The organism is Parerythrobacter lutipelagi, assembly GCF_005434975.1.
Taxonomy (GTDB): Bacteria; Pseudomonadota; Alphaproteobacteria; order Sphingomonadales; family Sphingomonadaceae; genus Parerythrobacter_A; species Parerythrobacter_A lutipelagi.
This window is the reverse complement of record NZ_SKCJ01000001.1, coordinates 1561703-1587849: the sequence shown is the minus strand read 5'-3', so window position 1 is coordinate 1587849 and position 26147 is coordinate 1561703. Positions and strand designations below refer to the sequence as shown.

The following is a 26147-nucleotide window of genomic DNA, read 5'->3' as shown; positions in this document are numbered from 1 at the left end:
AGGAAACCGATAATGTCCGAATCCCGCTCGAACGATCCGCTGCTTCTCGCCGCCAAGGTCGTCCTCGCTTTCGTCATGGGCGTGTGCGCCTTTGCCGCGTTCTTCGTTTTGCTAGGCGCTGTAGCCATCCCGATTTTCCAGGGTACGATTGCCGCAGAAATGGTCGCCGAAGGCAAAGGGCCCGTCCCCGCCACCTTTTTCTGGATCCTGAGCCTGCTGCTGCTCGGAGTAACCGGCTTGCTTGGTCTGCTGGTCCATTTTCTCTCCCTTCTGTGGAAGATAATCGGCACTGTCGGCGAGGGCGATCCCTTCGTGCCAGAAAACGCCAGGCGTCTGAACCGGATGGGCTGGGTCGCTGTGGCAGGCAATGTCCTCGCATTGATTGTCGGCGGCATCGCGACCTGGATTGCGGGCGTCGCGGGCGATCTTGGCGAAGATGTTCACTTCAACGCGGATGTCGATTTTGCAGGCGGCGGGCTGCTGCTCATCCTTGTCCTGTTCATCCTCGCCCGTGTCTTCCGCCACGGCGCCGCGATGCGCGAAGATCTGGAAGGAACCGTCTGATGGCACCTGCAACAACAAGCGAACAAGGAACACGGATCATGGTCAAACTGGACGACCTGCTGCACGAGCGGCGCATGACGCTGACCGAGCTGGCCGAACGGGTCGGCCTCACCCTCGCCAATTTGTCGATCCTGAAAACCGGCAAGGCCAAGGCGATCCGTTTTTCGACGCTGGAGGCGATCTGCCGCGAACTCGATTGCCAGCCGGGCGACCTGCTCGCTTTCGAAAACTAATTGCGGAACCAATCGGCGAGCGAGGGATTGCTTTTCAATCCAACAGGAGGAATTCCACATGAAGAAACTTGCACTTGCCATGATCCCGTTCGCTTTCACCATTGCAGCCTGCGAAGGCCCGAATGAAGAAGCAGGGGAAGAAATGGACGAAGCCATGGGCAATGATCCCGTTCTCGGTGATGGCCCGATGGAAGAAGCCGGCGAAGATGCGGATGACGCCATGAACGCCAAGGGCGAAGCCATGGAAGCGCAAGGCGAAGCCACCGGCAACGAAGCTCTGGAAGAAGCTGGCGACGAAATGGAAGAAGCAGCAGGCGCTCAATAAGCGTTCCGCATTCCGACATAGTCGTAAAGTTAGAGAGAGGGTCCGCTGTCGTGGCGGGCCCTTTCTTGTTGAAAGATTTGCTCGCCCGCGCGGAATCGATTGACTCCTTTCCCAGTTGAAGCTTGATGCGCGGCGGAAATTTTTTTCCGAAAAGGGGATACCACATGAAGAAGTTCGCAATTGCCATTCTGCCCGTCGCTTTCGCGATGGCCGCCTGCAACTCGCCCGCCGAAGAAGCCGCAGAAGAGCAGGCTGACGTAGCGGAAGTAACTGAAGAAGCCGCCGGCGAAGTTCTCGACGAGCAGGCCGAAGCAGCCGATGCGGAAGCCGATGCCATGGAAGCCGCTGGCAATGAAGCCGGTGCCGCAGCCATGGAAGAGAAAGCTGAAGCCATGGAAGACAAAGCCGACGAAATGTAATCGGTACGTTTTCGAACGTTTGAGAAAAAGGTCCGTCACGCAATGTGGCGGGCCTTTTTTCTTGCCGGAAAAGCGGAACATTCGGCGGCTTCGCCCATTTCGAGTGTGAATATCACAGGGGAAATACAATGAAGAAATTTGCGTCAATCGCCATTCCGGCCGCTTTCGCGCTCTCACTCGCTGCATGCGATGGTCCGGCAGAAGAGGCCGGCGAAATGCAGGATGACATCAACGAAGCTGCAGGTGAAGTCGTCGACGAGCAGGCTGAACTGGCGGAAGCGCAGGCTGACCTCGCTGAAGAGAAAGCCGATGCGGCAACCGGCGTCGCAGAGGCCGAGTACGAGCAGCGCTCCGACGAATTGAAGCAGAAGGCAGAAGCGCTCGAAGACAAGGCTGACGAAATGTAAATCACAAGTTCGGTGATGCGGGCGCCCGCTCGCCGCGCAGTTTACGGAGACCCCGCGATCCACAGGATGGGCCGCGGGGTCTCTTGCATTTCTGGCAGGCACGACGCAGCCATGCCGCAGCAAAGGGGCGCGCATGACTTTCCTGCAAGGGTTCAAATTCGTTCATCGTGAAAGCTGGGCATTCCTGCTCGCTTGCCCGCTTATCGCGTTGATCCCGGTCATCGCGGAACTGGCGCAGCACATCGCCGAAATGCAGGCCGGCATGTATAACGGCCTCGAAGGCGCACAGGCTGCGGAGAGCGATCCGCAGCGGATGGCCTTCGGCTTCGTCAAGACGCTCGCGATCTCGCTGATCGGCTATAGCGCTATCCGCTTCTTTGCTAGCAATGGCGATGCCGCATATGCCCGCCGCCTCGAATCCCGGCCGCTCAAGCTGTTCGCAATCGTGTTCGCGCTGCAAGCCTTGCTGTCGTATATATCCTTGTTCGCCCTGCCCGCATCCGCGGGCTTCATGATCGGGTTTTTCCTGTTTTTTCTGGTGTTGTCGCCGCTGCTGGTGCGTTTTGTGGTGGCGGCACCGCTCGGCGTGCTGATCACACCGCAAGCCTCGGCCGCGCAAATGTGGCGCCAATTGCCGTGGGCGGTCGCCTTCGGCCTGCTCGCTCCGCTGCCGCTGATGGCGCTGCATTATGCCCTCAGCATCGGTGCGATGTTGGCTGCGGGCGACGCGCTGAAATGGGTCATGCTGGTGGTGGACGCGTTGGTCGTCGGCTGGCTCGCGGCAGTGCTCAGCGCGGTGAGCTGGGTCATCGCAACGCGCAAGGATCCACCTGACGAACTGGCCCGCACCGCCTTGACTTGATCATCAGATCGGCTATTTGCGCCGCCGACCGGAAGACTCACGTCCGACGGTCATCCGTCCGAGACAGTTGGTGACCGGGATTTGCCGGTCTTAATTTCCAGCCTAGACGGGGACAGAGATTATTCGGCGGTACCCCCATGGTATCTCCACCGCGCGGCTCGCTTCGAACCGAACGCGCACCTCCTTCCCCATCAACGGACTCGTCTGTGTCGATCTGCGGCATGGGCAAATATGAGCCGGTCGTTCGGGAGCCATCCCGGGCGATCATATGTGAAGGAGTATGGCATGGATCGTTCGCAGAAAACCGAAGCGGTCGCCCAGCTCAACGCTGTTTTCAACGAGGCGGGCGTGGTCGTAGTGACCCGCAACCTCGGCCTGACCGTCGCTCAGTCGACGGATCTGCGCGGAAAAATGCGTGAAGTTGGTGCGTCCTACAAGGTTGCGAAGAACCGTCTTGCCACGCTCGCCCTGAAGGACACTCAGTATGAGGGGCTCGAAGAGCTTCTCTCCGGCCCGATCGCTCTCGGTTATTCCGAAGATCCGGTCGCGGCGGCAAAGGCTGCAGTGGAATTCGCCAAGTCGAACGACAAACTTGAAATTGTCGGCGGCTCGATGGGCGGGCAGATGCTCGACGAAGCAGGAGTGAAGGCACTCGCCTCCATGCCGAGCCTCGACGAGCTTCGCGGCACGATCATTGGCCTCGTCAACGCACCGGCGACGAAAATCGCCCGGGTCGTCAGCGAACCGGCCAACAAGCTCGCTCGCGTCTTCGGTGCCTATGGCGCCAAAGAAGCAGCGTAAGCGGTTCAGAGCAAACGCAGACATTCAATTGGGGCATCATCAATCCGCCCCGCCGATTATTTTTTGGAGTGAAACATCATGGCCGATATCGCCAAGCTTGTTGAAGAACTTTCGAAGCTGACCGTCCTCGAGGCGGCTGACCTTGCCAAGGCACTGGAAGAAGAGTGGGGCGTTAGCGCCGCTGCTGCTGTTGCCGTTGCTGGCCCCGCCGCTGGCGGCGCTGCTGAAGCCGTAGAAGAGAAGGACGAATTCGACGTCATTCTTACCGGCGACGGTGGCAAGAAGATCCAGGTGATCAAGGAAGTGCGCGCCATTACCGGGCTCGGCCTCGGCGAAGCCAAGGCACTTGTCGAAGGCGCACCGAAGGCAGTCAAGGAAGGCGTCAACAAGGCAGAAGCCGAAGAAATCAAGGGCAAGATCGAAGCAGCCGGCGGTACCGTTGAACTCAAGTAATTGAGTTCAAGGGATCGCTTGAGCTCGCTCAAGTAAGCCTTTGCTTGAATTTCGTGGGTGTCTTGAAGCGCCTGCGGACAGGAGGGCGGTACCGCAAGGTGCCGCCCTTTTCTTTGTCATTCGTCCGGTAACTGCGGATGGCCGAATGTTGCGAAAGCAGAACAATTTCATTGCGTTCTGATTACCACACCATTTACCAATACATGATGATTTATTGACTCCACCCTACAGTAAGTGATATTCGAGTCGCAATATTGGGGAGGAAGTGCATTGCGAATTTCTTCGCAAATAGCTCGGAATTTCTCGGCGCGGATCGACGTAGCCGATCCCCCTCAATCACTCTTCTTGGTTGCCGGAAAATCCGGCGCTCCTGACACGGCAGTCCGGTCCGTCGACGCCAAAGTCGTGACCCGGCTGGGCAATCGGACAGTTCTTGCCGTTGGGCAGTTTTCCGCACTGCGCCTGCTCAATTCGCATCCGGCGATCGAAACGGCAGGGCCGATAAACATCGACAGCGAACGCTTCGCCCAATTCGTGGCGATTGCGAAGCGGCGACACCAGGCATCGCGCTGATGCGCACGCGCACCCCGCGCGACCGTAAACTCTGTTGGAGGAGGAATGTATGGGACAAAGTGTAGGGCAGGAACTGCTGGACGTACCGCTGCCGGATATGGTGGCGAAGCTGGCCTTCGGCATTGCGGACGCACAGCGAGCGCTCGACGAAAACTCGGTTGAAACAGCCAAGGCTCTCGCTGATACCACGATCGAGGTCATCCCGGCGATCACGGAAACGATCAAGGCAGACGGGACGGTCGAATATGTCGCCGCCGACGAAATCGAAATGTCGCTGCTTCAGGTCGGACTGAACCCGACGTTCTACCAGTTCGCGGAAGCCACGATCGAAGTCTCGATGGACATCAAGACAACCACCGCGACCGAGACCAATGTGAAAGTGGGCGTGAAAGCCAAGGCCGGTTTCGCCATGTGGAGCGCGTCGATCGCGATCGACGTGGAACACAACCGCAAGTTCGGCAAGGAAGTCCACGGCACTAGCCGGCTGATCACGCGCATGGTGCCTGTGCCGCCGCCGCCGCGCATCTTCCCGCAGATCAACCGGGTCGACAATCGCACTCCGGCACCCGCACCGGGCGGCTGAGGACGAAGGCCCGACTGAATTGGTCTAGGGAGAAACGAAGATGCCTGAACTCACGCGCGCGGTCTTTCGCCCGGCGCTGGCCAAAGCCAATGTGCCGCAGCGCCCGACCGATATCGTCAGCTTTGCCGACCTGGTCCGCATGATGGCGGAAGGGGTTGCCGACGCGCAGCTGGCTCTCGACCGCACATCGGCGGAAATGACCAAGGAACTGGCTGAGACGACGGTCGAGATCGTCCCGCAAGTGACGGAGGTGATCGATAGGGACGGCAATGTCACCTACAAGCAGGGCAAAGCGCGCGAGGTATCGCTGCTGGAACTGGGGGTGGAACCGACCTTCTATCAGTTCTCCAGCGCAACGGTCGAAGCAACGATGGATCTGCATATCGTGGAAAGCGTGGATAGCACCACAAAGGAGAAGCGGCGGGTCGGTTTGTTCGCCGGGACGCAGGATATCAAGACCGACCGGGCGTTCAACCGCGATATGCGGTCGACTTCGAAACTGACCGCCACCATGGTGCCGGTGCCGCGGCCGGTGCGGATTGGTCCGCTTCGCACGACTGAAAACGAAGGGGGTTGATCCGCGATGCCGGATGAAGGTCTCACAATTGGCGAACTCGGTGCTGCGATCGGCAAATCCATTGCAGATGCGCAGACCGGGCTTACCGCCGGGATCGAAGAAGCTCCGCGTGTCATGGCGATCGCCGATGCCACGCTGGAGCTGAAAGTTGCCGCGTCAACGCCAAAAGGCGGCAGCGTCCAGCTCCACACCATTTCTCCCGACATGATCCGCAAGGGCACGGTCGAAGCGTCCGCTCTGTCGACCATATCCTTGCGCTTCGCCGCGCTCACATCGGAAGTCCGCCTGGCTGACAAGGCCAAGGCGGCTGACGCGGTGGTCAATGAAGACGTGTCCGGCCCGCTCATCGAAAAGCTCAACAAGAAGCCCGAGGTCAAACGCCTCAAGCGCATCCTCGGCGATGTTGAATTCCGCACTTTCGCGGCGGGTCCGGACCGTTTCCGCGTCGAAATGCTGACCGATGAAGGCCGGCCTGTGCGCGAATTCATGGTGGAAAGGGACAGCTAGTGCCTGCCCCCAATCCATCACCCCAGGCGAAGAAGCTGCAGACAGCCCTGTCGAAGGTCAAGGCGCTGCAGGATGGTGCGCGCGCGCTCAAAGGCCAGGTCGAAAAGCTCAGCAAAGAACGCGATCTTCAGAAAGCGGAGCTGGATGGGGCAAAGAAGGAACTGCTGGGCCACTCGAAGCAGGTCCAGGCCCTGATCGAAGAGAACCGCAAGCTTTCGGAAAATTTCGAGAACCTCAAGGAAGAACGCAAGGCACTGGTACTGGCAGCCAATCACGCGAACACCGGAGCGAAGCGAGCGGCCGAACGCGCGGAACAAGCGGAAAAGGATCTGCAAGCCGCGTCGGCCAGAGCGGACAAGCTGGCCGAAGAAGTCGATCAGCTGAAGAAGCAAATCGGCGCGGCCGAGGACAAGTCGGAAGTGGTCAGCGCAGAGAAGCTCGGCACGCTGATCGACGACCTGATACTGCGGGTTGAAAGTGGCGCGACCGGCCTGAGCCTGAGCGGCGGCAGGATGAAGCTGCAGGTCGGCGTGGCCGATAGCAAGGAAGGCGCGGCCTTCGTGCTGCCGTCCGCGACCAACCCTCCGGAGAAAAGCGGTCCGCTGCACGAGATGGAAATCTCGTTCGACAAGCTTGGCGGCCAGTCGGAATAAGTTCTCCTCAATCGCAGTAGGTGCTGCCGCGCTTTTGCGAGACATTCGTCTCCCGCAATAAGCGGTTCGCAGATATCGTGCATTTGCGTGCTTCCTTTGCCCGCGGCTTTGGCTATGCCATCGCGCAAGAACGCAGGGGACTGATTACAATGCCGAACAAATTCCATCTTCTCGCCACCGTTGCGTCCGCATCGCTTTTCGCAGCCGCTCCGGCCGCCGCCCAGGATGCGCCGATCGTGCAGCCGGGTGCGCCGGGGCAGGCCGCCAAGCGGATCGCTGCCGATGAAGCGGTCAAGATCGCCGGGGCGCGGTTCGTCCAGGCCGATATCGATTTCATGCAGGCCATGATCCCCCATCATTACCAGGCGAGCGAGATGGTCGCGCTGGTCAAGGACCGCACCAACAATGAAGATCTGGTCGCCATCTCGGGCAAGATTGCCGCGAGCCAGGATGACGAGATCGCCTTCATGCAGCAGTGGCTGCGCGATCGCGGAGCCACGCCCGCCGACCCGGCAGCGCATGCCGGGATGGGCCACAGTGTCGCGTCGATGCATGCCGGCATGTCCGGCATGTCCGGCATGGCGACCCCCGAACAGATGGCGATGCTGTCCGCCGCGTCCGGCACCGATTTCGACCGGCTGTTCCTCACATTGATGATCGCGCATCACAAGGGTGCACTGGATATGGTCAACGATCTGTTTGGCCAACAGGGCACCGCATACGACCCGGTGATGTACCGCTTCGTCACCGATGTGCGCAGCGACCAGAATTCTGAAATCGACCGGATGAACACCCTGCTCGAAGGCTTGTCCGAAGATCCGCGCACCAAGCTGGCAGCCGGTTTCCGTGATGCTGAAAGCGCGATCAAGGGGCTGGCGCTGATCGGCAGCCTGCCCAAACCGGCCGGTTTCTTCGATCCGGAAAACCCCGCCGGCCTGCGCCTCGAAGCAGCCAAGAGCAGCCCCATCGCAAAGCAGGATGCTGCCGCAGAGAAGGTAAGCGCCGAGAAAGAAGAAGAGGACAGCACACAAAAGGCGCTGGCCGCTTTGCGAACCGCGCTATCGACGCTGGAAGAGGCCGCCCGCGAGGGGGAAGAGCGCGATCCGGCAGGCAACTCCAAGACGGCGTTGAGCGAACGCGGCTCGCTGCTCGATTTCGCCAACACCGACATGGCCTTTAGCGGCGACACGCTGGTGGTTGGCAATTACCACGGTTTCAACATCTACAATATCTCCGGCAATCAGATGCCCCAGCTGGTCAGCTCGGTCGTCTGCCCGGGCGGCCAGGGCGATGTCTCCATCGTCGGCGACCTGCTGATCATGTCGGTCGAGCAAACCCGCGGGCGGGTCGACTGCGGCCTGCAGGGCATCGACGAAGACGTGAGCGAAGACCGCTTCCGCGGCTTGCGGATTTTCGACATTTCCAATCAGCGCAGCCCCCGCCAGGTCGGACAAGTGCAGACCTGCCGCGGCTCGCACACCCATTCAGTGGTGGCCGAGGACGCGAGCAGCATTCTGGTCTACAATTCGGGCACTGGCGGCGTGCGCGACGAAGAAGAGCTTGCCGGCTGCACGCTCTACGGCGCAGGGGAGCGCGGATCGTCGCTGTTCAGCATCGATGTAATCGAAATCCCCAAAGCCAATCCCGCCGCATCGCGGATCATCGACTCGCCGCGCGTCTTTGCGGATGACGGCAAGATCAACGGATTGTGGGACGGCGGCGACCACGGCGACGGCACGCAGCGCACTTCGCGCACCGACCAGTGTCATGACATCACCATCTTCCCGTCCAAGGCCATTGCCGCCGGTGCCTGTTCGGGCAACGGCATCGTGCTCGACATTTCCGACCCGCGCGCGCCCAAGCGGATCGACGACGCCACCGACAAGGGCTTTGCCTACTGGCACTCGGCCACCTTCAACAATGACGGCACAAAGGTCATTTTCACGGACGAATGGGGTGGTGGCGGCCGCCCGCGGTGCAAGACCTACGACCCGAAAGACTGGGGTGCGGATGCAATCTACGACATCGTCGATGGCGAGCTGGTCCCGCGCAGCCTCTACAAGCTGCCGGGCGCGCAGACCGAAATGGAAAATTGCGTTGCGCACAATGGTTCGATCGTACCGGTGCCGGGCCGCGATATCTTCGTTCAGGCGTGGTATCAGGGCGGTATCTCGCTGATGGATTTCACTGACAGCGCGAACCCCTATGAAATTGCCTATTTCGACCGTGGTCCGATCAACAAGGACCAAATGGTGGTGGGCGGCTTCTGGTCGGTCTACTGGTACAACGGCCGAATTTACGGCACGGAGATTGCCCGCGGCCTCGACGTCCTCGAACTCGCGCCGGGCGAATTCCTGACTGAGAACGAAATCGCCGCTGCCAAGCTTGCAAGCCAGGGCGAAACGTTCAATCCGCAGCAGCAAAACCCGGTCACCTGGCCCGATGAGCCGGTCGTGGCGCGCGCCTATATCGACCAGATGCAGCGGATCGAGCCCATGGATGAGAGCGCGCTCGCCCCGTACTACGCTGCGCTCGATGCAGCCGATCAGGGTGACGCCAGCGCAGCTCCGGAGCTGGAACAGCTGGCTGACGCCTTGTCCGAAGGTGAACCCCTGGTGCGCAAGCTGGCCGACACCATGCGCGGGATTGCGAGCAATCTGCGCAAGGGAGGATAAACCCGGCTTCAGCCGTGTTGCGTGATAGTCGCGGCGCCTGACAAAGCGCCGCGACCGCGCCGCCCTCCTCTATCCTTGCCCGCGCGCCGCGCCTATTCGGGCCGGCTGCATGACGCACATTGATGCCTTGAAGCCGGGTGACAAGCCCTGGCGCACAGAGCTGCTGGCCACTCTCCGGCTAAGCTGGCCGCTGGCGCTCGGCAATCTTCTGCAAATGCTGACATACGCAATCGACGTGATTTTCATAGCGCGACTGGGCGATGCGCCGCTGGCAGCCTCGGCCATTGCAGTGGCGCTGTTCGGCCTGGTGCTGTGGGCGCTGTCCGGCTTGACCGGCGCAGTCGCCCCGGTGATCGCCGCTGAACTGGGCGAGCGCGCGCCGGCCCTTCGCCCGGTCCGCCGCGCGACCCGCATGGCGCTGTGGCTTTCCGTGGTCGCCGGGGCCGCAGGGATGCTTGTGTGCCTGGCGCTCGGGCCGATGATGCGAGCAACGGGACAGCAGGAGAACGTGATCGCATTGGCGCTCAGCTACAACACCATCCTGATCGGCTCCATGATCCCGATGGTTATCGCCAACGTGCTGCGCAGCTTCGTTTCAGCGCTTGGCAGACCGGTGTTTGCGACAGCGATCACAGCGGGCGGTATCGCTGTTAACGCGCTGGCCAATTATGCATTCATCTTCGGCAATTTTGGCGCGCCCGAACTGGGTCTGCGCGGGGCCGCAGTGGCCACTATAATTACTTCGCTGAGCGTGGTTGCAGCCTTTGCCATTGTCATCCGCTTCACCCCGCTATTTCATCGCTATCGCATCGTTGGCAGATGGTGGAACGCGGACTGGCACCGTTTCTGGGAGATCGTCCGGATCGGAACGCCGATCGCGCTGACGATTACTGCCGAGGCGGGGATATTCGGAGCCGCCGCCTTCATGATGGGCAGCATCGGTGTGCCGCAACTCGCCGCGCACACCGTCGCGCTGCAGATTGCTGCCCTCGCCTTCCAGATACCGTTCGGCATCGGACAGGCAGCGACCATCCGGGTCGGGTATTTCTACGGCGCGCGTGACCCGCAGGGAATGGGCAGGGCGGGCTGGACCGCGATCGTTCTGGGTACCGGCTTCATGGCCACCACCGCACTCGCCATGATCGTTATCCCGAAGCCGTTGATCGCCATCTATATCGATCCGTGGGACGCGAACAACGCAGTGCTGGTGGGCTTTGCCCTCAAATACCTCGTCATCGCGGCCGCTTTCCAGCTGTTCGACGGGTTGCAGGCAGTCGCGGCAGGATCGCTGCGCGGATTGCAGGACACGCGCATTCCGATGTGGATCGCAATCTTCAGCTACTGGGTGCCGGGCATCGGGATAGCGCTATGGCTCGGTTTCCGCACGCCGCTGGAAGGGGTCGGCATCTGGATCGGCCTTGCGACGGGCCTGATGTCCGCAGCGATCCTGCTTAGCTGGCGCTGGTCGCGGCGCGACCGGCTGGGCCTGACGACGCGCCCTGCGCCCGGTTACTGACCGTAGGCTCCGACCAAGCCAGCCGACAGGGCGCACGACCCGTCGAATAGACGGGAAATATTTTCGGGCTCCACCCGTTGACTCCCTGAACGCGCATACACATATGCGCCCTGCTGGCACTCTCCTCCCGAGAGTGCCAATCGCACTTTTCAACCCTTCAAGAGAAAGGTCATCACTATGGCATTTCGTCCACTGCACGACCGGGTTCTGGTCCGTCGCATCGAAGCCGACCAGAAGACTTCCGGCGGCATCATCATCCCTGACAGCGCACAGGAAAAGCCGAGCGAAGGCGAAATCGTCGCTGTCGGTTCCGGCGCCAAGGCCGAAGACGGCAGCGTAACCCCGCTCGACGTGAACGCCGGCGACCGCATCCTGTTCGGCAAATGGTCCGGCACTGAAGTCAAGATCGACGGCGAAGACCTGCTGATCATGAAGGAAAGCGACATCATGGGGATCATTTCCTGATCCGCTGATCGCACCGCTTCCTACCACGAACAACCGATCCCGGCTTTCGCCGGGATGACGCAAACGGAGAAACCAAAATGGCAGCCAAGGACGTAAAGTTCGGCCGCGATGCCCGCGAAGGCATCCTCAGGGGCGTAGATACGCTCGCAAACGCAGTCAAAGTCACGCTCGGCCCGAAAGGCCGTAATGTCGTGATCGACAAGAGCTTCGGCGCACCGCGCATTACCAAGGACGGCGTTACCGTCGCCAAGGAAATCGAACTCAAGGACAAGTTCGAAAACATGGGCGCACAGATGCTGCGCGAAGTGGCCTCGAAGACCAATGATCTCGCCGGTGACGGCACCACCACTGCTACCGTGCTCGGCCAGGCCATCGTTCGCGAAGGCATGAAGTCGGTCGCCGCAGGCATGAACCCGATGGATCTCAAGCGCGGTATCGACCTCGCCGTGACCAAGGTGGTCGAAAACCTGAAAGCCCGTTCGAAGGACGTGGCCGGTTCGGAAGAGATTGCCCAGGTCGGCATCATCTCCGCCAATGGCGACCGTGAAGTCGGCGAGAAAATCGCTGAAGCCATGGAAAAGGTCGGCAAGGAAGGCGTCATCACCGTCGAAGAAGCCAAGGGCCTCGAGTTCGAACTCGATGTCGTCGAAGGCATGCAGTTCGACCGCGGTTACCTGTCGCCTTACTTCATCACCAATCCGGACAAGATGACGGTCGAACTCGACAATCCGTACATCCTGATCTTCGAAAAGAAGCTGTCCAACCTGCAGGCGATGCTGCCGATCCTCGAAGCGGCTGTCCAGTCGGGCCGTCCGCTGCTGATCATTGCAGAAGACATCGAAGGCGAAGCGCTGGCGACTCTCGTGGTCAACAAGCTGCGCGGCGGCCTCAAGGTTGCAGCGGTCAAGGCACCGGGCTTCGGCGATCGCCGCAAGGCCATGCTGCAGGACATCGCGATCCTGACCAAGGGCGAAATGATCAGCGAAGATCTCGGCATCAAGCTCGAGAACGTTACGCTGGGCATGCTCGGTGAAGCCAAGCGCGTCACCATCGACAAGGACAACACCACCATCGTCGACGGTGCCGGTGACGAAGCCGACATCAAGGCCCGCGTCAGCGAAATCAAGACGCAGATGGAAAACACGACCAGCGATTATGACAAGGAAAAGCTGCAAGAGCGCCTTGCCAAGCTCGCTGGCGGTGTTGCCGTGATCAAGGTCGGCGGCGCTTCGGAAGTCGAAGTGAAGGAACGCAAGGACCGTGTCGACGATGCGCTCCACGCAACCCGCGCTGCGGTCGAAGAAGGCATAGTCCCGGGCGGCGGTACTGCGCTGCTCTATGCCACCAAGTCCCTCGACGGACTGAAGGGCGAGAACGACGACCAGACCCGCGGTATCGACATAGTTCGCAAGGCGATCGTTTCCCCGGTTCGCCAGATTGCAACCAACGCCGGTCACGATGGCGCGGTCATCTCGGGCAATCTGCTGCGTGAAGACGACGAAACGCAGGGCTTCAACGCTGCAACCGACACCTATGAAGACCTGGTCAAGGCCGGCGTCATCGACCCGACCAAGGTTGTGCGCGTTGCCTTGCAGGACGCAGCCTCGGTTGCCGGCCTGCTGATCACCACCGAAGCGGCCATTTCGGAAGTTCCGGAAGACAAGCCAGCCGGTGGCGGCATGCCCGACATGGGCGGCATGGGCGGAATGGGCGGCATGGGCTTCTAAGCCAGCCACTCTACCGACACGAAAAAGAGAGGCCCGGCGGAGCGATCCGCCGGGCCTTTTTTGCTTGCCTCGCGTCCGGCAATGCGATGATTGCCTTGTGACCTTCGTCGCGCGGTGTGACCAAGGCCTCGAAGCGAACTGGAAACCGGTGCAATCCACCACAAGCCTTGACCGCTTCCGCAGCGCTGTGATGACCGACCACGCGCTCCAGGCCCGTCTGCTTGAACTGCAATCGGATACGGCGTTTGCCGCCGCCGCTGAGTATGAAGCACGCGCCTTGGGGCTCGAGCTGGAAGCTCGACACATTGTTCAGACGATTGACACCCGAACAACCGAATCACCGGCGGGACCGGCCGGTCTGCTGAAACTTTCCCGAGCGCCACCCAAACCGTGGATTCCTTTCGCCTTGAGCCTGCAGGGCGACGCGCTGGCATTGGAGTGGATTGCCATAGCGCCGGACGGCTTGCAGCATCCTTTCTTCAGTCAGTCCCTGGCCGCTGCGTTGCAATCGCCCTTTGGCCGCTTCATGCAATGCGAAACACCGATTGATGCGCTCGATGAATTTGCCGAAGCATCATCTCCCTCCGGACTGGTTCTGCATATGTCTCGTTGCGGCTCGACCCTGGTTTCGCAAATGCTGGCTTCGGTCCAGGAATTCACTTCAATCTCCGAAGCACCGGTGCTCGATGCGATGCTCCAGCTTGCAATTCACGGCATGGCCCAGGATCGCGATGTCCGTAATCTGGTCGCCGCGCTGGCCCGCAACCGGACCGGAGCAACAACCCACCGGTTCGTGAAGCTCGATTGCTGGCACATTCACGCGCTCCCGCACTTGCGCCGGATATTCCCGGGAGTGCCCTGGGTCTTCCTCTATCGCGACGCGCTGGAAGTGCTTGTTTCGCACCGCCGAAATCCCGGAATGCATGTCATCCCTGGCTACATGTCGCTCGAATGTTTCGGAATCAGAAACACTGGCCGGATTGCCGATGAAGACTATCCGGCATGGATTTTGGCTCAGTATTGCGAGGCAGCGCTCTCTGCAATCGACGATCCTTACGGCTTGTTTGTCGACTATCGCAACTTGCCGGATGCTGTTTCCAATTCGATCCTGCCCCATTTCGGGTGCTCGCCAAACACGAGACAACGTGCCCAAATGGACGCGGCATCACGGCGGAATGCAAAGCTGCCGAACGCGCTGTTCGTGCCCGACTCGGCGCTCAAGAAGCACGAGGCTTTGCACTATCCCGAGACGCCGTCACAAGCGCGCCTTATCAGCGCAATCGAGGCAATCGCAGGCACTTCCGCGACTGGCTGAGCCACGAAATCGTTCCGTCAGGCAGCACCGCTTGCGGGGCCAAGTCGATTTCTTACAATTCTTGCCGCGCATTTTCCGGCATGATTGCCAGATGCTCGAAGGGGCAGGCCATACCACTGGGTCGCTTCCCGACGCCGACCATGCGCCGGCGCCGAGTGAAACCTATGTCCGCCCCAAACAGAAACCACTGGTCCGTTTCGGCAAGCGGATGCGCGATCCGGTCAACGCGTTCCTCGCCCGCCAGTCTCGCGTCGGAACCTGCCCGATCATCGATCCCGCAAACGTGCCCGGCCTCGTTGAAGCCGGCGCAAACTGGCAAGCACTGCGTGCAGAAGTCGAGCCCCTGCTGCGTAATCGGGACGCCATCCCGCCGCTCGGGAAAATTTCGCCTGACCACCGCCGCATCGCATCGGGCCCCTCGTGGAAGAGCTTCTTTTTCCAGGGCTATGGCTATCACGCAAAGGACAACGAGGCGTGCTGCCCCAAAATCGTGGAAGCGATCGACCAAGTGCCGGGCGTGGTCGTTGCCTTCCTGTCCATCATGGAACCGGGCACTCACGTGCCGCAGCATCGCGGACTGACCAAGGCCTGGCTCAACTGTCATCTGCCGCTCAAACTACCGGGCACGCCGGGCCGCTGCGAGATAGCGATCGATGGAGAGATCCACCGCTGGCGCGAGGGTGAGTGGCTGGTGTTCGATGACACCTTCCCGCACGAAGTGTGGAACACGACATCGGACCCGCGCCTTGTCCTGTTCCTGCAAGTCAGGCGCGATATGCGTCTGCCGGGACGAATGCTGTCGAGCGCGATCTACCATGCAATCCGTCATTCAAGCTTTGTCGGCGACGTGAAACAAGCGGTCGGCGTCTGAGGCCGGGCAATCGGGACGCGGCATTTCGTCCATTTCGCAGCGCCAAACGCCGATGATCTGACCGGGCCGAACTACGTGTAATCCCTCGGCGATTTCTATCGGAAACGGATGAATCCCGATTCGTCAGCGACTCCGGCACCCTGTCATCCCCGGCTGACTGAAACGGGGGAAATCACTTGGCTCACCATGTTGCATTGAACGATCTTGTCGGCTCGGTCGCCGGTTCGATTGTCGATGCACAGGCGCAGGTCGAACGGCATTTCATCGAGCAGGTCAGCCGGTATTTCGACAAGGACGGAAAGCCGCTGTGCCTTGCAATCAAAATGCCCCGCGCCGGTGGCAGCAGCAGCGAGAACGAGGCCGATTACAACCAGATCGGCGTGCCGCTGCTTTCGCTGGTCGAAAGCAGCATGCTGGCGATCAAGGACCTCAGGATCGATCTCGATGTCGAGCTCGGCTCAATCGTCGGGGGTGAGGATCCCGAAGTCGTCGAAGCGGCGGTCGCACCTGAGATGGATAACGCGATGGCCGCACCGATGACTGCGCCGGAACCGGTTGCAGCCCAGGTCCCGCCCTTCGTCACTGCCGGCGCCCCGATCGACGTCCCGCAGATCGGCCCGGTCGATCCGAAGCCCGATACCATCGGACCCGAACGCGACATGGCCCCGCAGCCAGCCCGCGCGCCATCCGGCGGTCCGAAGAAGATGCTCACCCTTGGCGTCGGGTCGCGCCAGGACAGTGGGCCGCGCGCCCAGCTGACCATCAACGTTGCCGCCACACGCCCGACAGAAGGCATGCTGCGGCTGATCACGCAACTCAACAAGATCGTCTGACACAAGGAGAAACAGAATGGCCTTTTCCATGGGTAACCAGTTTACCGGCCTGCCAATGCAGGAATTGATCGGCGCGCCGCTCAACGCCGCCGCCGATGCGCAGGTCCGTCTTGCCAACTCGACCGCAGAATTTATCCAGCAGATCGGCTTCCGACCCAGCCAGGCTGCGCTGACGAAAGCTGCGGCGGACAAGAAGCCGGTCGAATTCGACCCGGCGACCTTTGATATTCGCACGGTCGCCTTCAAGTTTGATCGTGCGACCGGCCCGGCCGATGACAAGGGCGTGATCCCCACCGAGCAGGTTTCGCTCGATGTGCCGCTGCTGGCGATCGTCAACATCCCGGCGCTGGGCATCCAGTCGGTCGACATCATCTTCGATATGGAAGTGAAGAACTCGGAATCGAGCAAGGAAAGCCTCGACAAATCAGGCAAGTTCTCTGCCGATGCCAGCATCGGCTGGGGCGTGTTCTCGCTCAAGGTCCATGTCGAAGGCTCGGTTTCGAGCCACAAGGAAAACACACGTTCGACCGACCAGAGCGCCAAATACCATGTCGAGGTTCACGCCGCCGATCGCGGGATGCCCGAGGGGCTGGCCCGCGTGCTCGACATGATGAACCAGTCGATCGCACCGAGAACCGTCGCCGCGAACGATCCGGCAACCGGCAAGCCAAAGGCCACCCATGGTCTGATGTCCGGGCCATCCGGCGATGATGACGGTGCCCCTGTGCTCGATCACGAAGGGGAAACCGTGCAAGCAGACCGCACCGTCCTCACCCCGGGCGACTACACCGTGGCGGCTGCCTGATCGATGAAAGTCGCGCATTCGGGGTTCGATCTGAGCGAAATCAGGTTCGTCAAACGCATCGGGGTCGGCAATCTCGATATCCGCGCCGGTGCGGCCGAACCCTCGAATGACGCGGCGATGCAGACCCTCAACCGCTGTCTGAGCGAGTATCCGCGCGGGACGATTATCGGACGTGAAATGTCGTTCGATGTTCTGACCACCAAGAGCGGCCATCAAGTGGTGCTGGAAAAGGTCACCTATCATGTCGGTTTCCCACGCAAGCCGGCATGGCTCGACGAAGAGCCGCAGCAACAGGCCGATCCCGCTGAAGCGGCGCTCGGCGCACTCGCATGAGACTGTTCGAGATCGCCCGCGCTATCGAGACAGTCGGCGGCATGGCGATGCCCGTCGGGACCGAGCTGCAATCGCTGCATCTGGTGGTGCCCGTCAGCCGTGAACCGAGCCGGGAGTTGCGCGCATTCTGGCGCACGGAAATCAAACAGATGCCCGGACGGCTCGCTCGCTGGATGGGTTTCCTGCAACTCGGCAGGCGTCGCAGCGATGCCTCACACCACGTCCGCATCAGCTGGGTCGAAGGCCGCATGACGGGCGCGATTCTGCGCGGTCCCTTCGGCCGCGAACCAACCCATCGATAGATAAGGAGCCTGACATGGCGAAGACAAAGCAAGTAGAAGGTCCGCATTGCGTCCCGGTTTCGCTGCCCGACCACAAGATCGTCGCCGCATCGCGTATTGCGCATGAGCAAAACCCGCTCAACCGGCCGCCAGAAGAACAGATGCATGCGCTTGCCGCGATGGATCTCGGACCGCCGCCATCGCCCGAAGCGATTGCCGTGGCGACGACCAAATACTGGCGCACCGACGGAGTGCGTCTGACCGTCGATTTTCTCGACAACCCGCCCAACGATCTGCGCGCGACGATTCTTTCGCACATGAATGCGTGGGGCAAATCGGCCAATGTGCAGTTCACGCAAAGCAGCACCGATCCGCAAGTGCGGATTTCGCGCGGCAAAGGCGGGTACTGGTCCTATCTCGGCACAGACATTCTTTCGATTGACGCCGGTGAGCAGACCATGAATCTCGAAGGCTTCACCATGAAGACGCCCGAGAGCGAATTTCGCCGGGTCGTGCGTCACGAGACCGGGCACACGCTCGGCTGCCCGCACGAACATATGCGCGCAGAGCTGATCGCGCAGATCGACGAGAAAAAAGCGATCGCATTTTTCAAGGCAACCCAGGGCTGGTCGGAACAGCAGGTGCGCGCACAGGTGCTGACCCCGCTGTCGAAGGATTCGATCTGGGGCACGGTCTCGGCCGACCGCCACTCGATCATGTGCTATTCGCTGCCCGGCACGATTACCGAGAGCGGCGATCCGATCGTCGGCGGGGCCGACATCGATCAGCTCGATTACGATTTCATGGCGAAGGTCTATCCCAAGCCGGCAGATTTGAAATCGGCTGCCGAAACCGCGCCGCCAAGCTCGGTCGGACATGAAGATGATCATCACGGGCACGCCGATGGCCATTGCGGCGCGGCCAGAAACCAGAACTTCCTCGGGATCGAAATGGCCAACGGAACGAAGATCTCTGTCCCGACCAGCATGGACGGCGAACTGATGCGCTCGATCATTGCCGAACTCTGACATTTGAGCAACGCTGCCCCATGGCGCTGGCCGCCGCGAGCGGTTAGGACCGTGGGGCATGTCCAGGATCACGCTATCGATTTTCGCCCGCTGGCCGGAACCCGGCAAAGCCAAGACCCGCCTCATTCCCGGCTTTGGCGAGGAAGGCGCGGCGCTGATCTATACCAAGCTGCTGGCACACACGGTCGAAGTTGCGCGGGCCAGCGGCATCCCGTTCGAATTGCGCGTCACCGGGGCACAGCCGGATGTGTTCAAGTCCGGCCTTGGCGAAGACCTGAACGTGGTCGAACAGGGTGACGGTGATCTGACCGACAAGCTGTCACGCGTCACCCCGCCGGCCCTCGTCATCGGCAGCGATTGCCCCGGCCTCACGCCTGCCGTGCTGTGGGCCGCGCATGACACGCTCGCGACCGAGGATATGGTGATCGGCCCGGCGAGCGACGGCGGATATTATCTGCTGGGCTACAATGCAGACGCGCGCTTCGCCTTCGAAGATATGGAATGGAGCACCGACACCGTGTTCGAGGAAACGCTGCGGCGGTTCATCGCCCAAGGCATCCGCCCGGCGGTTCTGCCTGAATTGAGCGATATCGACACCGCTGCCGATCTGGAAGACTGGCCGGAATTCCTGCCGTGAGCGGCCATGCGGGCGCCCGCCCCCAAGTCGCTCTCGTCATTCCCGTACTCGACGAGGAAAAGGCGCTGCCTGCGCTGGTCGATCTGATCAACTCGCTGAAGCCCAAACCGGCTGAGATCATTGTGGTCGATGGCGGCAGCACCGATCGGACCTGTGAATTGGTGCGCGCAGCGGGCTGGCGGCTGATCGAAACAGACGCGGGCCGCGGGCGGCAGATCAATGCCGGGGTCGAAGCTGCCAGCGCGCACTATGTTTGCGTGCTCCACGCCGACACCCGGCCGCCCGCCGACATGGTGGCGGTGATCTGTGAAACTCTGGCAGACGATCGCATTGCGCTGGCCAGTTTCACCCCGTTGATCCGGGGCGAGAAGACCCGCTGGGGCACGACCTTCCACAACTGGATCAAGACCTGGTACGCGCCGCTGATCACCCGCCCGCACCTGTTTTTTCGCGGCGTCCGCCTGCTGTTCGGCGACCACGCGATGTTTTTCCGCCGCGCGCAATTCCAGCAAATCGGCGGCTGCACACCGGGCGATGCGATCATGGAGGAGGCCGATCTGTGCGTGAAGTTCGCCCGGTTGGGCAAAATCCGCATGGTCCGCCGCTGGGTCGAGACAAGCGACCGCCGGATTGCGGCGTGGGGACCGCTGAAAGCCAACTGGATCTATTTCAAGGTCGGCATATTGTGGGCCGTCGGCGCGCGTTCACGGTTGGAGAAGAACTATCCGCACGTGCGGTGATGGCGCAGCGGCTCAGGCCTCCTCTGCAACCGGCTCCGCCAGAAACCCGACCTCGATGCAATGGTCGATCAGCCGCCTGATATAGGCCTCGCCCGTTTCCGGGCATTCCATTCCGGTCAGCGCGCGGAACGCAGCATCATCGAAATGCGGATCGCGCTGGAAATAGCTCGCATAGAGGCCTGCCACCCGGCGGAACAGCCTTCGTTCCAGCGCGGGCAGGTGGGTCGGGTCGAAATTTTCCGGTGCGACCAGCTCGGGTTCGTGGAAATGCGGATAGGCACCGATAGAGCCTGTGAACTGTTCAACTGGCAAAGGCTGGCCTGAGACGAGGTGGAAAACGCCAAGCCCCCCATCTGTTCTGGCCCCGCCGGATTCCACCTCGTCCATCCGTTCCGCCAGTGCGACGATCCCGGACGCGACATGGTCGATCGGCACGAAGTCGAGCGTTGCCCCGCTGCGCGCGGGCATATGGCGCACGCGGCCTTCGGCGATCAGCTTGAACGCGGCATAGGTGGTGTCGAACTGGCGGATGGCGCCGCTGTGATGTTCTCCGACCACGATCGAAGGGCGCGCAATGGCCCAGTTGAGCCCGCTTGCCTGAACCAGCCGCTCGCCCGCCGCCTTGCTTGCCTCATAGCCATTGGCAAAGCCGGTTTCCGGCAGCGGATCGGTTTCGCGGATTGCCCCGTCGCGGGTGCCGCAAACATAGGCGGTGCTGATATGGAGGAACGCCATGCCGCCCGCCTGTGCGAGCGCCAGCGCATTGGCGGTGCCGCCAACATTGACCGCGCGGTAGTCTTCCTCGTCGAGGTCGAAGCGAACTGTCGCGGCGCAGTGGATCAGCAGATCGTGTCTATCGGCAATCTCAGCGGATTGCGTATCGTCCCAGCCGAACTGCGGGGCAGAGACATCGCCTTTCAAAACGCCTGATACGGCAACCAGCGAGCCATCGTTGGCGCGCACTTCGGGATTGCGGTGAACCAGCGCGGTGACGCTATGCCCGCCAGCAACCAGCCGCGCGCAAACCTCGCCGCCGACAAGCCCGGCTGCTCCGGTGACCAATATGCGCATCAGCAACAGGCTGCCGGAGCGTCCGCCGCGATGGCTTCATCCGCACTGAAAGGCAGCGCTACGCCGCAATCGGGGAACACGCCGAAGTGGTGCGAGAAATCGCCGAAAAATTCGAAATGTTCGGCAAACCGCGTGTCGGCCAGCATCTTCCAGCTGTTGCCGCAGATCGGGAACATGCGCCCGCGCTCGATAGCGTGATGGCCATCGAGCTCGAACACCCGCTCCTGCCCCGGCACCGTGCCCTTGTATCGCACCGCCTGCCCGTAATCCTCGCACTGCATTTCCAGGTCGAGCTTGAACAGGCGGTAAGTCGCCGAATGGAAGGCGATACCGTCAAGCTTTTCAGCCACCGCAGCATCACCGATGCCGAGCGGACGACTGGTCACGAGGCGCGGATCGAGAAAGCCTGCGCGCTTGGCCTGATCGACAAAGTCGCCCCAATAGAGCGCGCCCGACAGGCATTCACCATGCAGCACCGGGTCATCCAGCAAATGCTGCGGCACCCGCCGGTCGGCATAGACGTCTGAGAAATAGAGCTCGCCGCCGGGCTTGAGCAATTTGAAAGCCGCATCGAACACCGCCTGCTTGTCAGCCACGAGGTTGATCACGCAATTGGACACGATGACATCGAAATGTCCGTCGGGCAGGCCCAGATCGCCCAGTCTCTCGATGTCGCCTTCGAGAAACCGCACGTTCGACTGCGCATAGCCGAATTTTTCGCGATGCCATTCGAGATGTTCGTTGGCCACCGCGAGCTGCTCTGGCGTGGTGTCGACACCGGTTACGCTGCCGTTCTCCCCGACCATCTGCGCGAGGATATAGGCGTCCTGCCCGCTGCCGCTGCCGAGATCGAGGATGTGGCACCCTTCGATCGCTTGCGGAGTGACAAGGCCGCAGCCGTAATAGCGCGCGCGCACGTCCTCGTGGACATTGCGCATCGCAGCCAGAATCTCGGCCGGAGGCGCTTCGGCGGTGCAGCAGGCATCGGTCTTCAGATCCTCGGAGCCGGTAAGCACTTTGCCATAGTAATCGCGGCTGTTTTCGATGTTCATGTAACTTCCCGCCTGATCGCGTCGAATTGAGGGCTGGACACGCGAGGTGCCAGAAAGGGTTTCGCGCGCAAGCCCTAATTGGTTACGGGAGGGGTGCAATGAAATTTACCCATGATGTTATCGTGATTGGTGGCGGTGCCGCCGGTCTGACTGCTGCAGGCGGTGTGGCGCTGTTCGGGCTCAAGGCCGTTCTGGTCGAAGGTCACAAGATGGGCGGCGAGTGCCTCAACAACGGCTGCGTGCCGAGCAAGGCGCTGATTACCGCTGCAAAGCGCGCGGCAGAGGCCCGCGTACCGACGAAGCACGGCGTGACGCTGGCGGAGCCCAAGGTCGACTGGCGCGGCGTGCACGAACACATCCACGACGCGATCGCGCATATCGAGCACCACGATTCGGTCGAGACGTTCGAGGGTATGGGCGTCGAAGTGATCAAGGGCTGGGCGACGGTCACCGGCAAGCACTCGGTCGAGGTGGACGGGCGGACCTTGCGCGCACCGCGCATCGTCATCGCGACCGGATCGAAGCCGGCGGTTCCGCCGATCGAAGGGCTGGACGGCGTGCCCTATCTGACCAACGAAAACCTGTTTGACCTGACCGAGCAGCCAGCCAATCTCGTCATCATCGGCGGCGGGGTGATCGGCATGGAGATGGCGCAAGCCTTCCGCCGGCTCGGCACCCATGTGACGGTGATCAATCCCGGTCCGCTGATGGGCCGCGACGATCCGGACTCGGTCGCGGTGGTGCGCGGCGTGATGGAAGAGGAAGGCGTGCGCTTCGTCGATGGCAAGGTCGCCCGGGTCGAAGGAAATGCGGGCGCGATCCGCGCGCATGTCACGCTGTCGGGTGGCGGCAGCGAAACGGTCGACGGCTCGCACCTGCTGGTCGCGGTCGGACGCAAGGCGAATGCGAGCGGTTTCGGGCTGGAAGACGTCGGCGTGGCAATCGGCAGGAACGGCATCGAGACCGACAAGCGCCGCCGCACCTCGGTCAAGTCGATCTACGCCATTGGCGATTGCCGCGACGGGCCGCGGCTGACCCATGTCTCGGGCTATGAAGGCTCCAACGTCGCGCTCGAGATCGTCACCGGACTGCCGACCAAGGTCGACTACACCGCCCTGCCCTGGGTCACCTTCACCGAGCCGGAAATCGCGCAGATCGGCCTGACCGAGAAAGACGCGCGTGAGCAGCACGGCGAGAAAATCACCGTGGTGCGGCAGGAATTCTCCGAAAACGAACGCGCCACCGCCGAAGGCTCGACGCTCGGCCATATGAAGATGGTGCTCAAGGGCAAGAAAGTGCTCGGCGTCAGCATCGTAGGCAAGAATGCGGGCGAACTTTTGCTTCCGTTCACCCAGACGATCACCGGCAAGAGCAGCACTTTTGCATTGGGCAGCGCGATCATCAGCTATCCGACCCGCAGCGAAATTTCCAAAGCCGCCGCCTTCGCCGCTTGGGAGCCGACGGTCTTCGGTAGCCTGCCGAAAAAATATGCGGCATTGGTCGCCAAAATGCGCAGGATGATGAATTGACGGAAACCCGCACGAAATCGAGAAATGCGCCGCAAGGCCCCTCGCCCTTCCGCGTCGAGGCTGATGCCCTGCCGGTCGAGAAATTCTCCGACCCCGAGTGGACCGCCAAGGGCGAGCGCCGCGCTTCCGTGCCGCTGACGCAGCTGGAAACGCTGTGGTTCAACACCGGCACGCTGTGCAATCTGGCGTGCGCGACCTGCTATATCGAAAGCAGCCCGACCAACGACGCGCTGGTCTATATCGGCGCGGGCGATGTCGCTCGTTTCATGGACGAAGCGCAAGGCCTGGAATCGGGTGGCGGCACGCGCGAGATCGGCTTCACCGGCGGCGAGCCGTTTATGAACCCCGAGTTCCTCACCATGCTCGAAGACACGCTAGCACGCGGGTTCGAGGCGCTGGTGCTGAGCAACGCAATGAAGCCGATGCGGCGGCACGAGGCGGCGCTGCTGGCATTGCGCGAGACCTTTGGCGACAAGCTGACCATCCGCGTCAGTCTCGACCACCACACGCAGGAAGGGCACGAAGGCGAGCGCGGCCCGCGCAGCTGGGAGCCTGGGCTGGCTGGGCTGAAGTGGCTGTCGGACAATGGCTTTTCCATCGCGGTGGCGGGTCGCTTGCTGCCCGGTGAAGGCATGGTCGAAGCGCGCGAAGGCTATGCCCGCCTGTTCGCCGCGGAGGATATACGCATCGATGCGGCTGACCCGATGGGCCTCGTGCTATTCCCGGAAATGGACGAAACCAAAGACATCGCCGAGATCACCACCGACTGCTGGGGCATCCTCGGCAAGTCACCGGCGGACATCATGTGCGCGACCAGCCGCATGGTCGTCCACCGCAAGGGCGAGCCCGCCCCCCGCGTAGCCGCCTGCACGCTCATCCCTTACGACGAGGGCTTCGACATGGGCGCGACCCTGGAGGAAGCGAGCGGCGAGGTGGCGCTCAACCACCCGCATTGCGCGCGGTTCTGTGTGTTGGGCGGGGCAAGTTGTTCGGCTTGAAATAGCCCCACCAGCCACCCCGTCACCCCGGACCTGATCCGGGGTCCCACTTCATTTTCAGAGCAAGCTGCCTGACAAGTCGCTCCAGTCCGGATTGCCCCGCTCGATCAGCTCGAACTTCCACTCGCGCCGCCAGCGCTTGATTCGCTTCTCATGCGCGATGCAGTCGCTGACGTCAGCGCCCTGCTCGGCCCACACGAGCCGATCCAACCCGTACTTTGTGCAGAAGTCCGAGCCGGAGCCCGATTGGTGTTGCTGGACACGTTCGGCGAGATAGGCCGTCACCCCGACATACATGGTCCCGCGATAGCGATCGGCCATTATGTAGACCCAGCCGCCTTTCGTTTCCGAGACCATGGCACCAGAAGAAGGAAAGCGGGACCCCGGGTCAAGCTCGGGGTGACGGGTTGGCAAGGGAAGTCATTACAACACCCGCCCCGCCACCGCATCCAGCCTTGCCAGCATTGCCGGATCGCGCGCGTCGGGCGACGTGATCAGCGCGTGGTCGAGCACCGTGTCGAGCGGTGAGGCTTCGCGCACCTCGGGCAGCGACGCGACCAGCGCCTCCACCGTTTTACGCGCCAGATCGCCATTCGCGTTCATCTGTTCGATCACTTCGCTGACCTCGACGAAGGCGGCATCCTCGCGCCAGCAATCGTAGTCGGTGACCATGCCGACCAGCGCATAGGGCATCTCGGCCTCGCGGCACAGTTTCGCCTCGGGCATGGCGGTCATGCCGATCACGTCGGCGCCCCACTGGCGGTAGAGGTGGCTTTCGGCACGGGTGGAGAATTGCGGGCCTTCCATCGCGAGATAGGTCCCGCCATGCGCGACCTTGCCGCCCGATTTCTCGACCGCCGCGGCGGCAAATGCCGACAGGCGCTCGCACACCGGTTCGGCCATGCTGACATGCGCGACCATGCCGCTGCCGAAGAAGCTGCTGGGCCTGCCTTTGGTGCGGTCGATGAACTGGTCGACCACCACGAAGCGGCCCGGCTCCAACTCTTCGCGCAGGGACCCGACAGCGCTGATCGCGACGATATCGGTGCAGCCCGCGCGCTTGAGCGCATCGATATTGGCGCGCGCGTTGACTTCGGATGGCGGAATGCGGTGGCCGCGGCCGTGGCGCGGCAGGAAGCGCAGCTGCACATGCCCTTTTTTGGTGGCGATCCGCCCGCAAAGAATTTCGTCCGATGCCTCCCCAAAGGGCGAGTTGACGCGGATCCACTGCGCGTCTTCCAAAGCGTCGATCTGGTAGAGGCCGCTGCCCCCGATGATGCCGATGGTCCAGTTGGTCATGCAGCCTTCCTAAAG

The 26147-nt window shown here is 61.7% G+C and carries 32 protein-coding genes; 28 read left to right on the top strand and 4 right to left on the bottom strand.

Annotation, left to right across the window (positions count from 1 at the left end; translation table 11 throughout):
* Positions 1-12 precede the first annotated feature (12 nt).
* The 26 genes from E0502_RS07875 (at position 13) to E0502_RS07750 (ending at position 20183) form a co-directional block, all read left to right on the top strand.
* Complete coding sequence (locus E0502_RS07875) at positions 13-564, top strand: DUF2975 domain-containing protein (protein ID WP_137677343.1); 552 nt, start codon at positions 13-15, stop codon at positions 562-564.
* Positions 564-797 (top strand): helix-turn-helix domain-containing protein, encoded by a 234-nt coding sequence (locus tag E0502_RS07870; RefSeq protein ID WP_137677342.1) that lies wholly within the window; start codon positions 564-566, stop codon positions 795-797. Before E0502_RS07875 ends, E0502_RS07870 begins: the two co-directional genes overlap by 1 nt.
* 58 nt (positions 798-855) lie before the next feature.
* Positions 856-1122 carry a hypothetical protein gene (locus tag E0502_RS07865; protein ID WP_137677341.1) on the top strand — a complete coding sequence of 89 codons (267 nt, stop codon included), beginning with the start codon at positions 856-858 and terminating at the stop codon, positions 1120-1122.
* Between the two features lie 164 nt (positions 1123-1286).
* Complete coding sequence (locus E0502_RS07860) at positions 1287-1541, top strand: hypothetical protein (RefSeq protein WP_137677340.1); 255 nt, start codon at positions 1287-1289, stop codon at positions 1539-1541.
* 128 nt (positions 1542-1669) lie between these two features.
* A complete protein-coding gene (locus E0502_RS07855; RefSeq protein ID WP_137677339.1) occupies positions 1670-1948 on the top strand; it encodes a hypothetical protein in 279 nt (92 codons plus the stop codon).
* A 133-nt stretch (positions 1949-2081) separates the two neighbouring features.
* Positions 2082-2810, top strand: coding sequence for a tryptophan-rich sensory protein (locus E0502_RS07850; RefSeq protein WP_137677338.1), 729 nt, complete (start codon positions 2082-2084; stop codon positions 2808-2810).
* A 285-nt stretch (positions 2811-3095) separates the two neighbouring features.
* Positions 3096-3611 carry a 50S ribosomal protein L10 gene (gene rplJ, locus E0502_RS07845; protein WP_137677337.1) on the top strand — a complete coding sequence of 172 codons (516 nt, stop codon included), beginning with the start codon at positions 3096-3098 and terminating at the stop codon, positions 3609-3611.
* A 78-nt stretch (positions 3612-3689) separates the two neighbouring features.
* Complete coding sequence (gene rplL / locus E0502_RS07840) at positions 3690-4064, top strand: 50S ribosomal protein L7/L12 (protein WP_137677336.1); 375 nt, start codon at positions 3690-3692, stop codon at positions 4062-4064.
* 405 nt (positions 4065-4469) lie between these two features.
* A complete protein-coding gene (locus E0502_RS15095; RefSeq protein WP_161593730.1) occupies positions 4470-4637 on the top strand; it encodes a hypothetical protein in 168 nt (55 codons plus the stop codon).
* Between the two features lie 49 nt (positions 4638-4686).
* Positions 4687-5220, top strand: a complete 534-nt coding sequence (locus tag E0502_RS07830) for a hypothetical protein (protein ID WP_240048909.1) — start codon at positions 4687-4689, stop codon at positions 5218-5220.
* A gap of 40 nt (positions 5221-5260) precedes the next feature.
* Positions 5261-5797, top strand: coding sequence for a hypothetical protein (locus tag E0502_RS07825; RefSeq protein ID WP_240048908.1), 537 nt, complete (start codon positions 5261-5263; stop codon positions 5795-5797).
* A 6-nt stretch (positions 5798-5803) separates the two neighbouring features.
* A complete protein-coding gene (locus tag E0502_RS07820; RefSeq protein WP_137677334.1) occupies positions 5804-6304 on the top strand; it encodes a hypothetical protein in 501 nt (166 codons plus the stop codon).
* The gene (locus E0502_RS07815) at positions 6304-6957 is read left to right on the top strand and encodes a hypothetical protein (protein ID WP_137677333.1); all 654 of its coding nucleotides are present in this window, start codon (positions 6304-6306) and stop codon (positions 6955-6957) included. Before E0502_RS07820 ends, E0502_RS07815 begins: the two co-directional genes overlap by 1 nt.
* Before the next feature lie 149 nt (positions 6958-7106).
* The gene (locus E0502_RS07810; protein ID WP_137677332.1) at positions 7107-9632 is read left to right on the top strand and encodes a DUF305 domain-containing protein; all 2526 of its coding nucleotides are present in this window, start codon (positions 7107-7109) and stop codon (positions 9630-9632) included.
* A gap of 109 nt (positions 9633-9741) precedes the next feature.
* Positions 9742-11148: an MATE family efflux transporter gene (locus E0502_RS07805; protein ID WP_137677331.1), complete on the top strand. Its 1407-nt coding sequence runs from the start codon at positions 9742-9744 to the stop codon at positions 11146-11148.
* A 177-nt stretch (positions 11149-11325) separates the two neighbouring features.
* Complete coding sequence (locus E0502_RS07800; protein ID WP_137677330.1) at positions 11326-11613, top strand: co-chaperone GroES; 288 nt, start codon at positions 11326-11328, stop codon at positions 11611-11613.
* A 77-nt stretch (positions 11614-11690) separates the two neighbouring features.
* Complete coding sequence (gene groL / locus E0502_RS07795) at positions 11691-13340, top strand: chaperonin GroEL (protein ID WP_137677329.1); 1650 nt, start codon at positions 11691-11693, stop codon at positions 13338-13340.
* A gap of 97 nt (positions 13341-13437) precedes the next feature.
* Positions 13438-14655: a sulfotransferase gene (locus E0502_RS15090; RefSeq protein WP_161593729.1), complete on the top strand. Its 1218-nt coding sequence runs from the start codon at positions 13438-13440 to the stop codon at positions 14653-14655.
* 61 nt (positions 14656-14716) lie between these two features.
* On the top strand, positions 14717-15526 hold the full coding sequence (locus E0502_RS15085; RefSeq protein WP_161593728.1) for an aspartyl/asparaginyl beta-hydroxylase domain-containing protein: 810 nt from the start codon (positions 14717-14719) through the stop codon (positions 15524-15526).
* 176 nt (positions 15527-15702) lie between these two features.
* Positions 15703-16359: a DUF2589 domain-containing protein gene (locus E0502_RS07780; protein ID WP_137677326.1), complete on the top strand. Its 657-nt coding sequence runs from the start codon at positions 15703-15705 to the stop codon at positions 16357-16359.
* Positions 16360-16375: 16 nt separating this feature from the next.
* Positions 16376-17164: a DUF2589 domain-containing protein gene (locus E0502_RS07775; RefSeq protein ID WP_137677325.1), complete on the top strand. Its 789-nt coding sequence runs from the start codon at positions 16376-16378 to the stop codon at positions 17162-17164.
* Positions 17165-17167: 3 nt separating this feature from the next.
* Positions 17168-17497 (top strand): hypothetical protein, encoded by a 330-nt coding sequence (locus E0502_RS07770; protein WP_137677324.1) that lies wholly within the window; start codon positions 17168-17170, stop codon positions 17495-17497.
* Positions 17494-17799 (top strand): hypothetical protein, encoded by a 306-nt coding sequence (locus E0502_RS07765; RefSeq protein WP_137677323.1) that lies wholly within the window; start codon positions 17494-17496, stop codon positions 17797-17799. The genes E0502_RS07770 and E0502_RS07765 overlap by 4 nt, the downstream gene beginning before the upstream one ends.
* 14 nt (positions 17800-17813) lie before the next feature.
* Complete coding sequence (locus tag E0502_RS07760) at positions 17814-18806, top strand: M12 family metallopeptidase (RefSeq protein WP_137677322.1); 993 nt, start codon at positions 17814-17816, stop codon at positions 18804-18806.
* Positions 18807-18864: 58 nt separating this feature from the next.
* Positions 18865-19443 carry a TIGR04282 family arsenosugar biosynthesis glycosyltransferase gene (locus E0502_RS07755; protein ID WP_137677321.1) on the top strand — a complete coding sequence of 193 codons (579 nt, stop codon included), beginning with the start codon at positions 18865-18867 and terminating at the stop codon, positions 19441-19443.
* Positions 19440-20183: a glycosyltransferase gene (locus tag E0502_RS07750; protein WP_137677320.1), complete on the top strand. Its 744-nt coding sequence runs from the start codon at positions 19440-19442 to the stop codon at positions 20181-20183. Before E0502_RS07755 ends, E0502_RS07750 begins: the two co-directional genes overlap by 4 nt.
* 12 nt (positions 20184-20195) lie before the next feature.
* Here E0502_RS07750 and E0502_RS07745 read toward each other — a convergent pair whose 3' ends face one another.
* Together E0502_RS07745 and E0502_RS07740 are read right to left on the bottom strand one after the other, a co-directional pair.
* The gene (locus E0502_RS07745; protein ID WP_240048907.1) at positions 20196-21254 is read right to left on the bottom strand and encodes an SDR family oxidoreductase; all 1059 of its coding nucleotides are present in this window, start codon (positions 21252-21254) and stop codon (positions 20196-20198) included.
* Positions 21254-22306: a methyltransferase domain-containing protein gene (locus E0502_RS07740; protein WP_137677319.1), complete on the bottom strand. Its 1053-nt coding sequence runs from the start codon at positions 22304-22306 to the stop codon at positions 21254-21256. Before E0502_RS07740 ends, E0502_RS07745 begins: the two co-directional genes overlap by 1 nt.
* 98 nt (positions 22307-22404) lie before the next feature.
* Here E0502_RS07740 and E0502_RS07735 point away from each other — a divergent pair, with 98 nt between their 5' ends.
* Positions 22405-23835, top strand: coding sequence for a dihydrolipoyl dehydrogenase family protein (locus tag E0502_RS07735; RefSeq protein ID WP_137677318.1), 1431 nt, complete (start codon positions 22405-22407; stop codon positions 23833-23835).
* Positions 23832-24833: a radical SAM protein gene (locus E0502_RS07730; protein ID WP_137677317.1), complete on the top strand. Its 1002-nt coding sequence runs from the start codon at positions 23832-23834 to the stop codon at positions 24831-24833. The genes E0502_RS07735 and E0502_RS07730 overlap by 4 nt, the downstream gene beginning before the upstream one ends.
* Before the next feature lie 57 nt (positions 24834-24890).
* Here E0502_RS07730 and E0502_RS07725 read toward each other — a convergent pair whose 3' ends face one another.
* Both E0502_RS07725 and mtnP read right to left on the bottom strand, forming a co-directional pair.
* Complete coding sequence (locus E0502_RS07725) at positions 24891-25190, bottom strand: GIY-YIG nuclease family protein (protein WP_137677316.1); 300 nt, start codon at positions 25188-25190, stop codon at positions 24891-24893.
* 66 nt (positions 25191-25256) lie between these two features.
* The gene (mtnP, locus tag E0502_RS07720; RefSeq protein ID WP_137677315.1) at positions 25257-26132 is read right to left on the bottom strand and encodes an S-methyl-5'-thioadenosine phosphorylase; all 876 of its coding nucleotides are present in this window, start codon (positions 26130-26132) and stop codon (positions 25257-25259) included.
* Positions 26133-26147 lie beyond the last annotated feature (15 nt).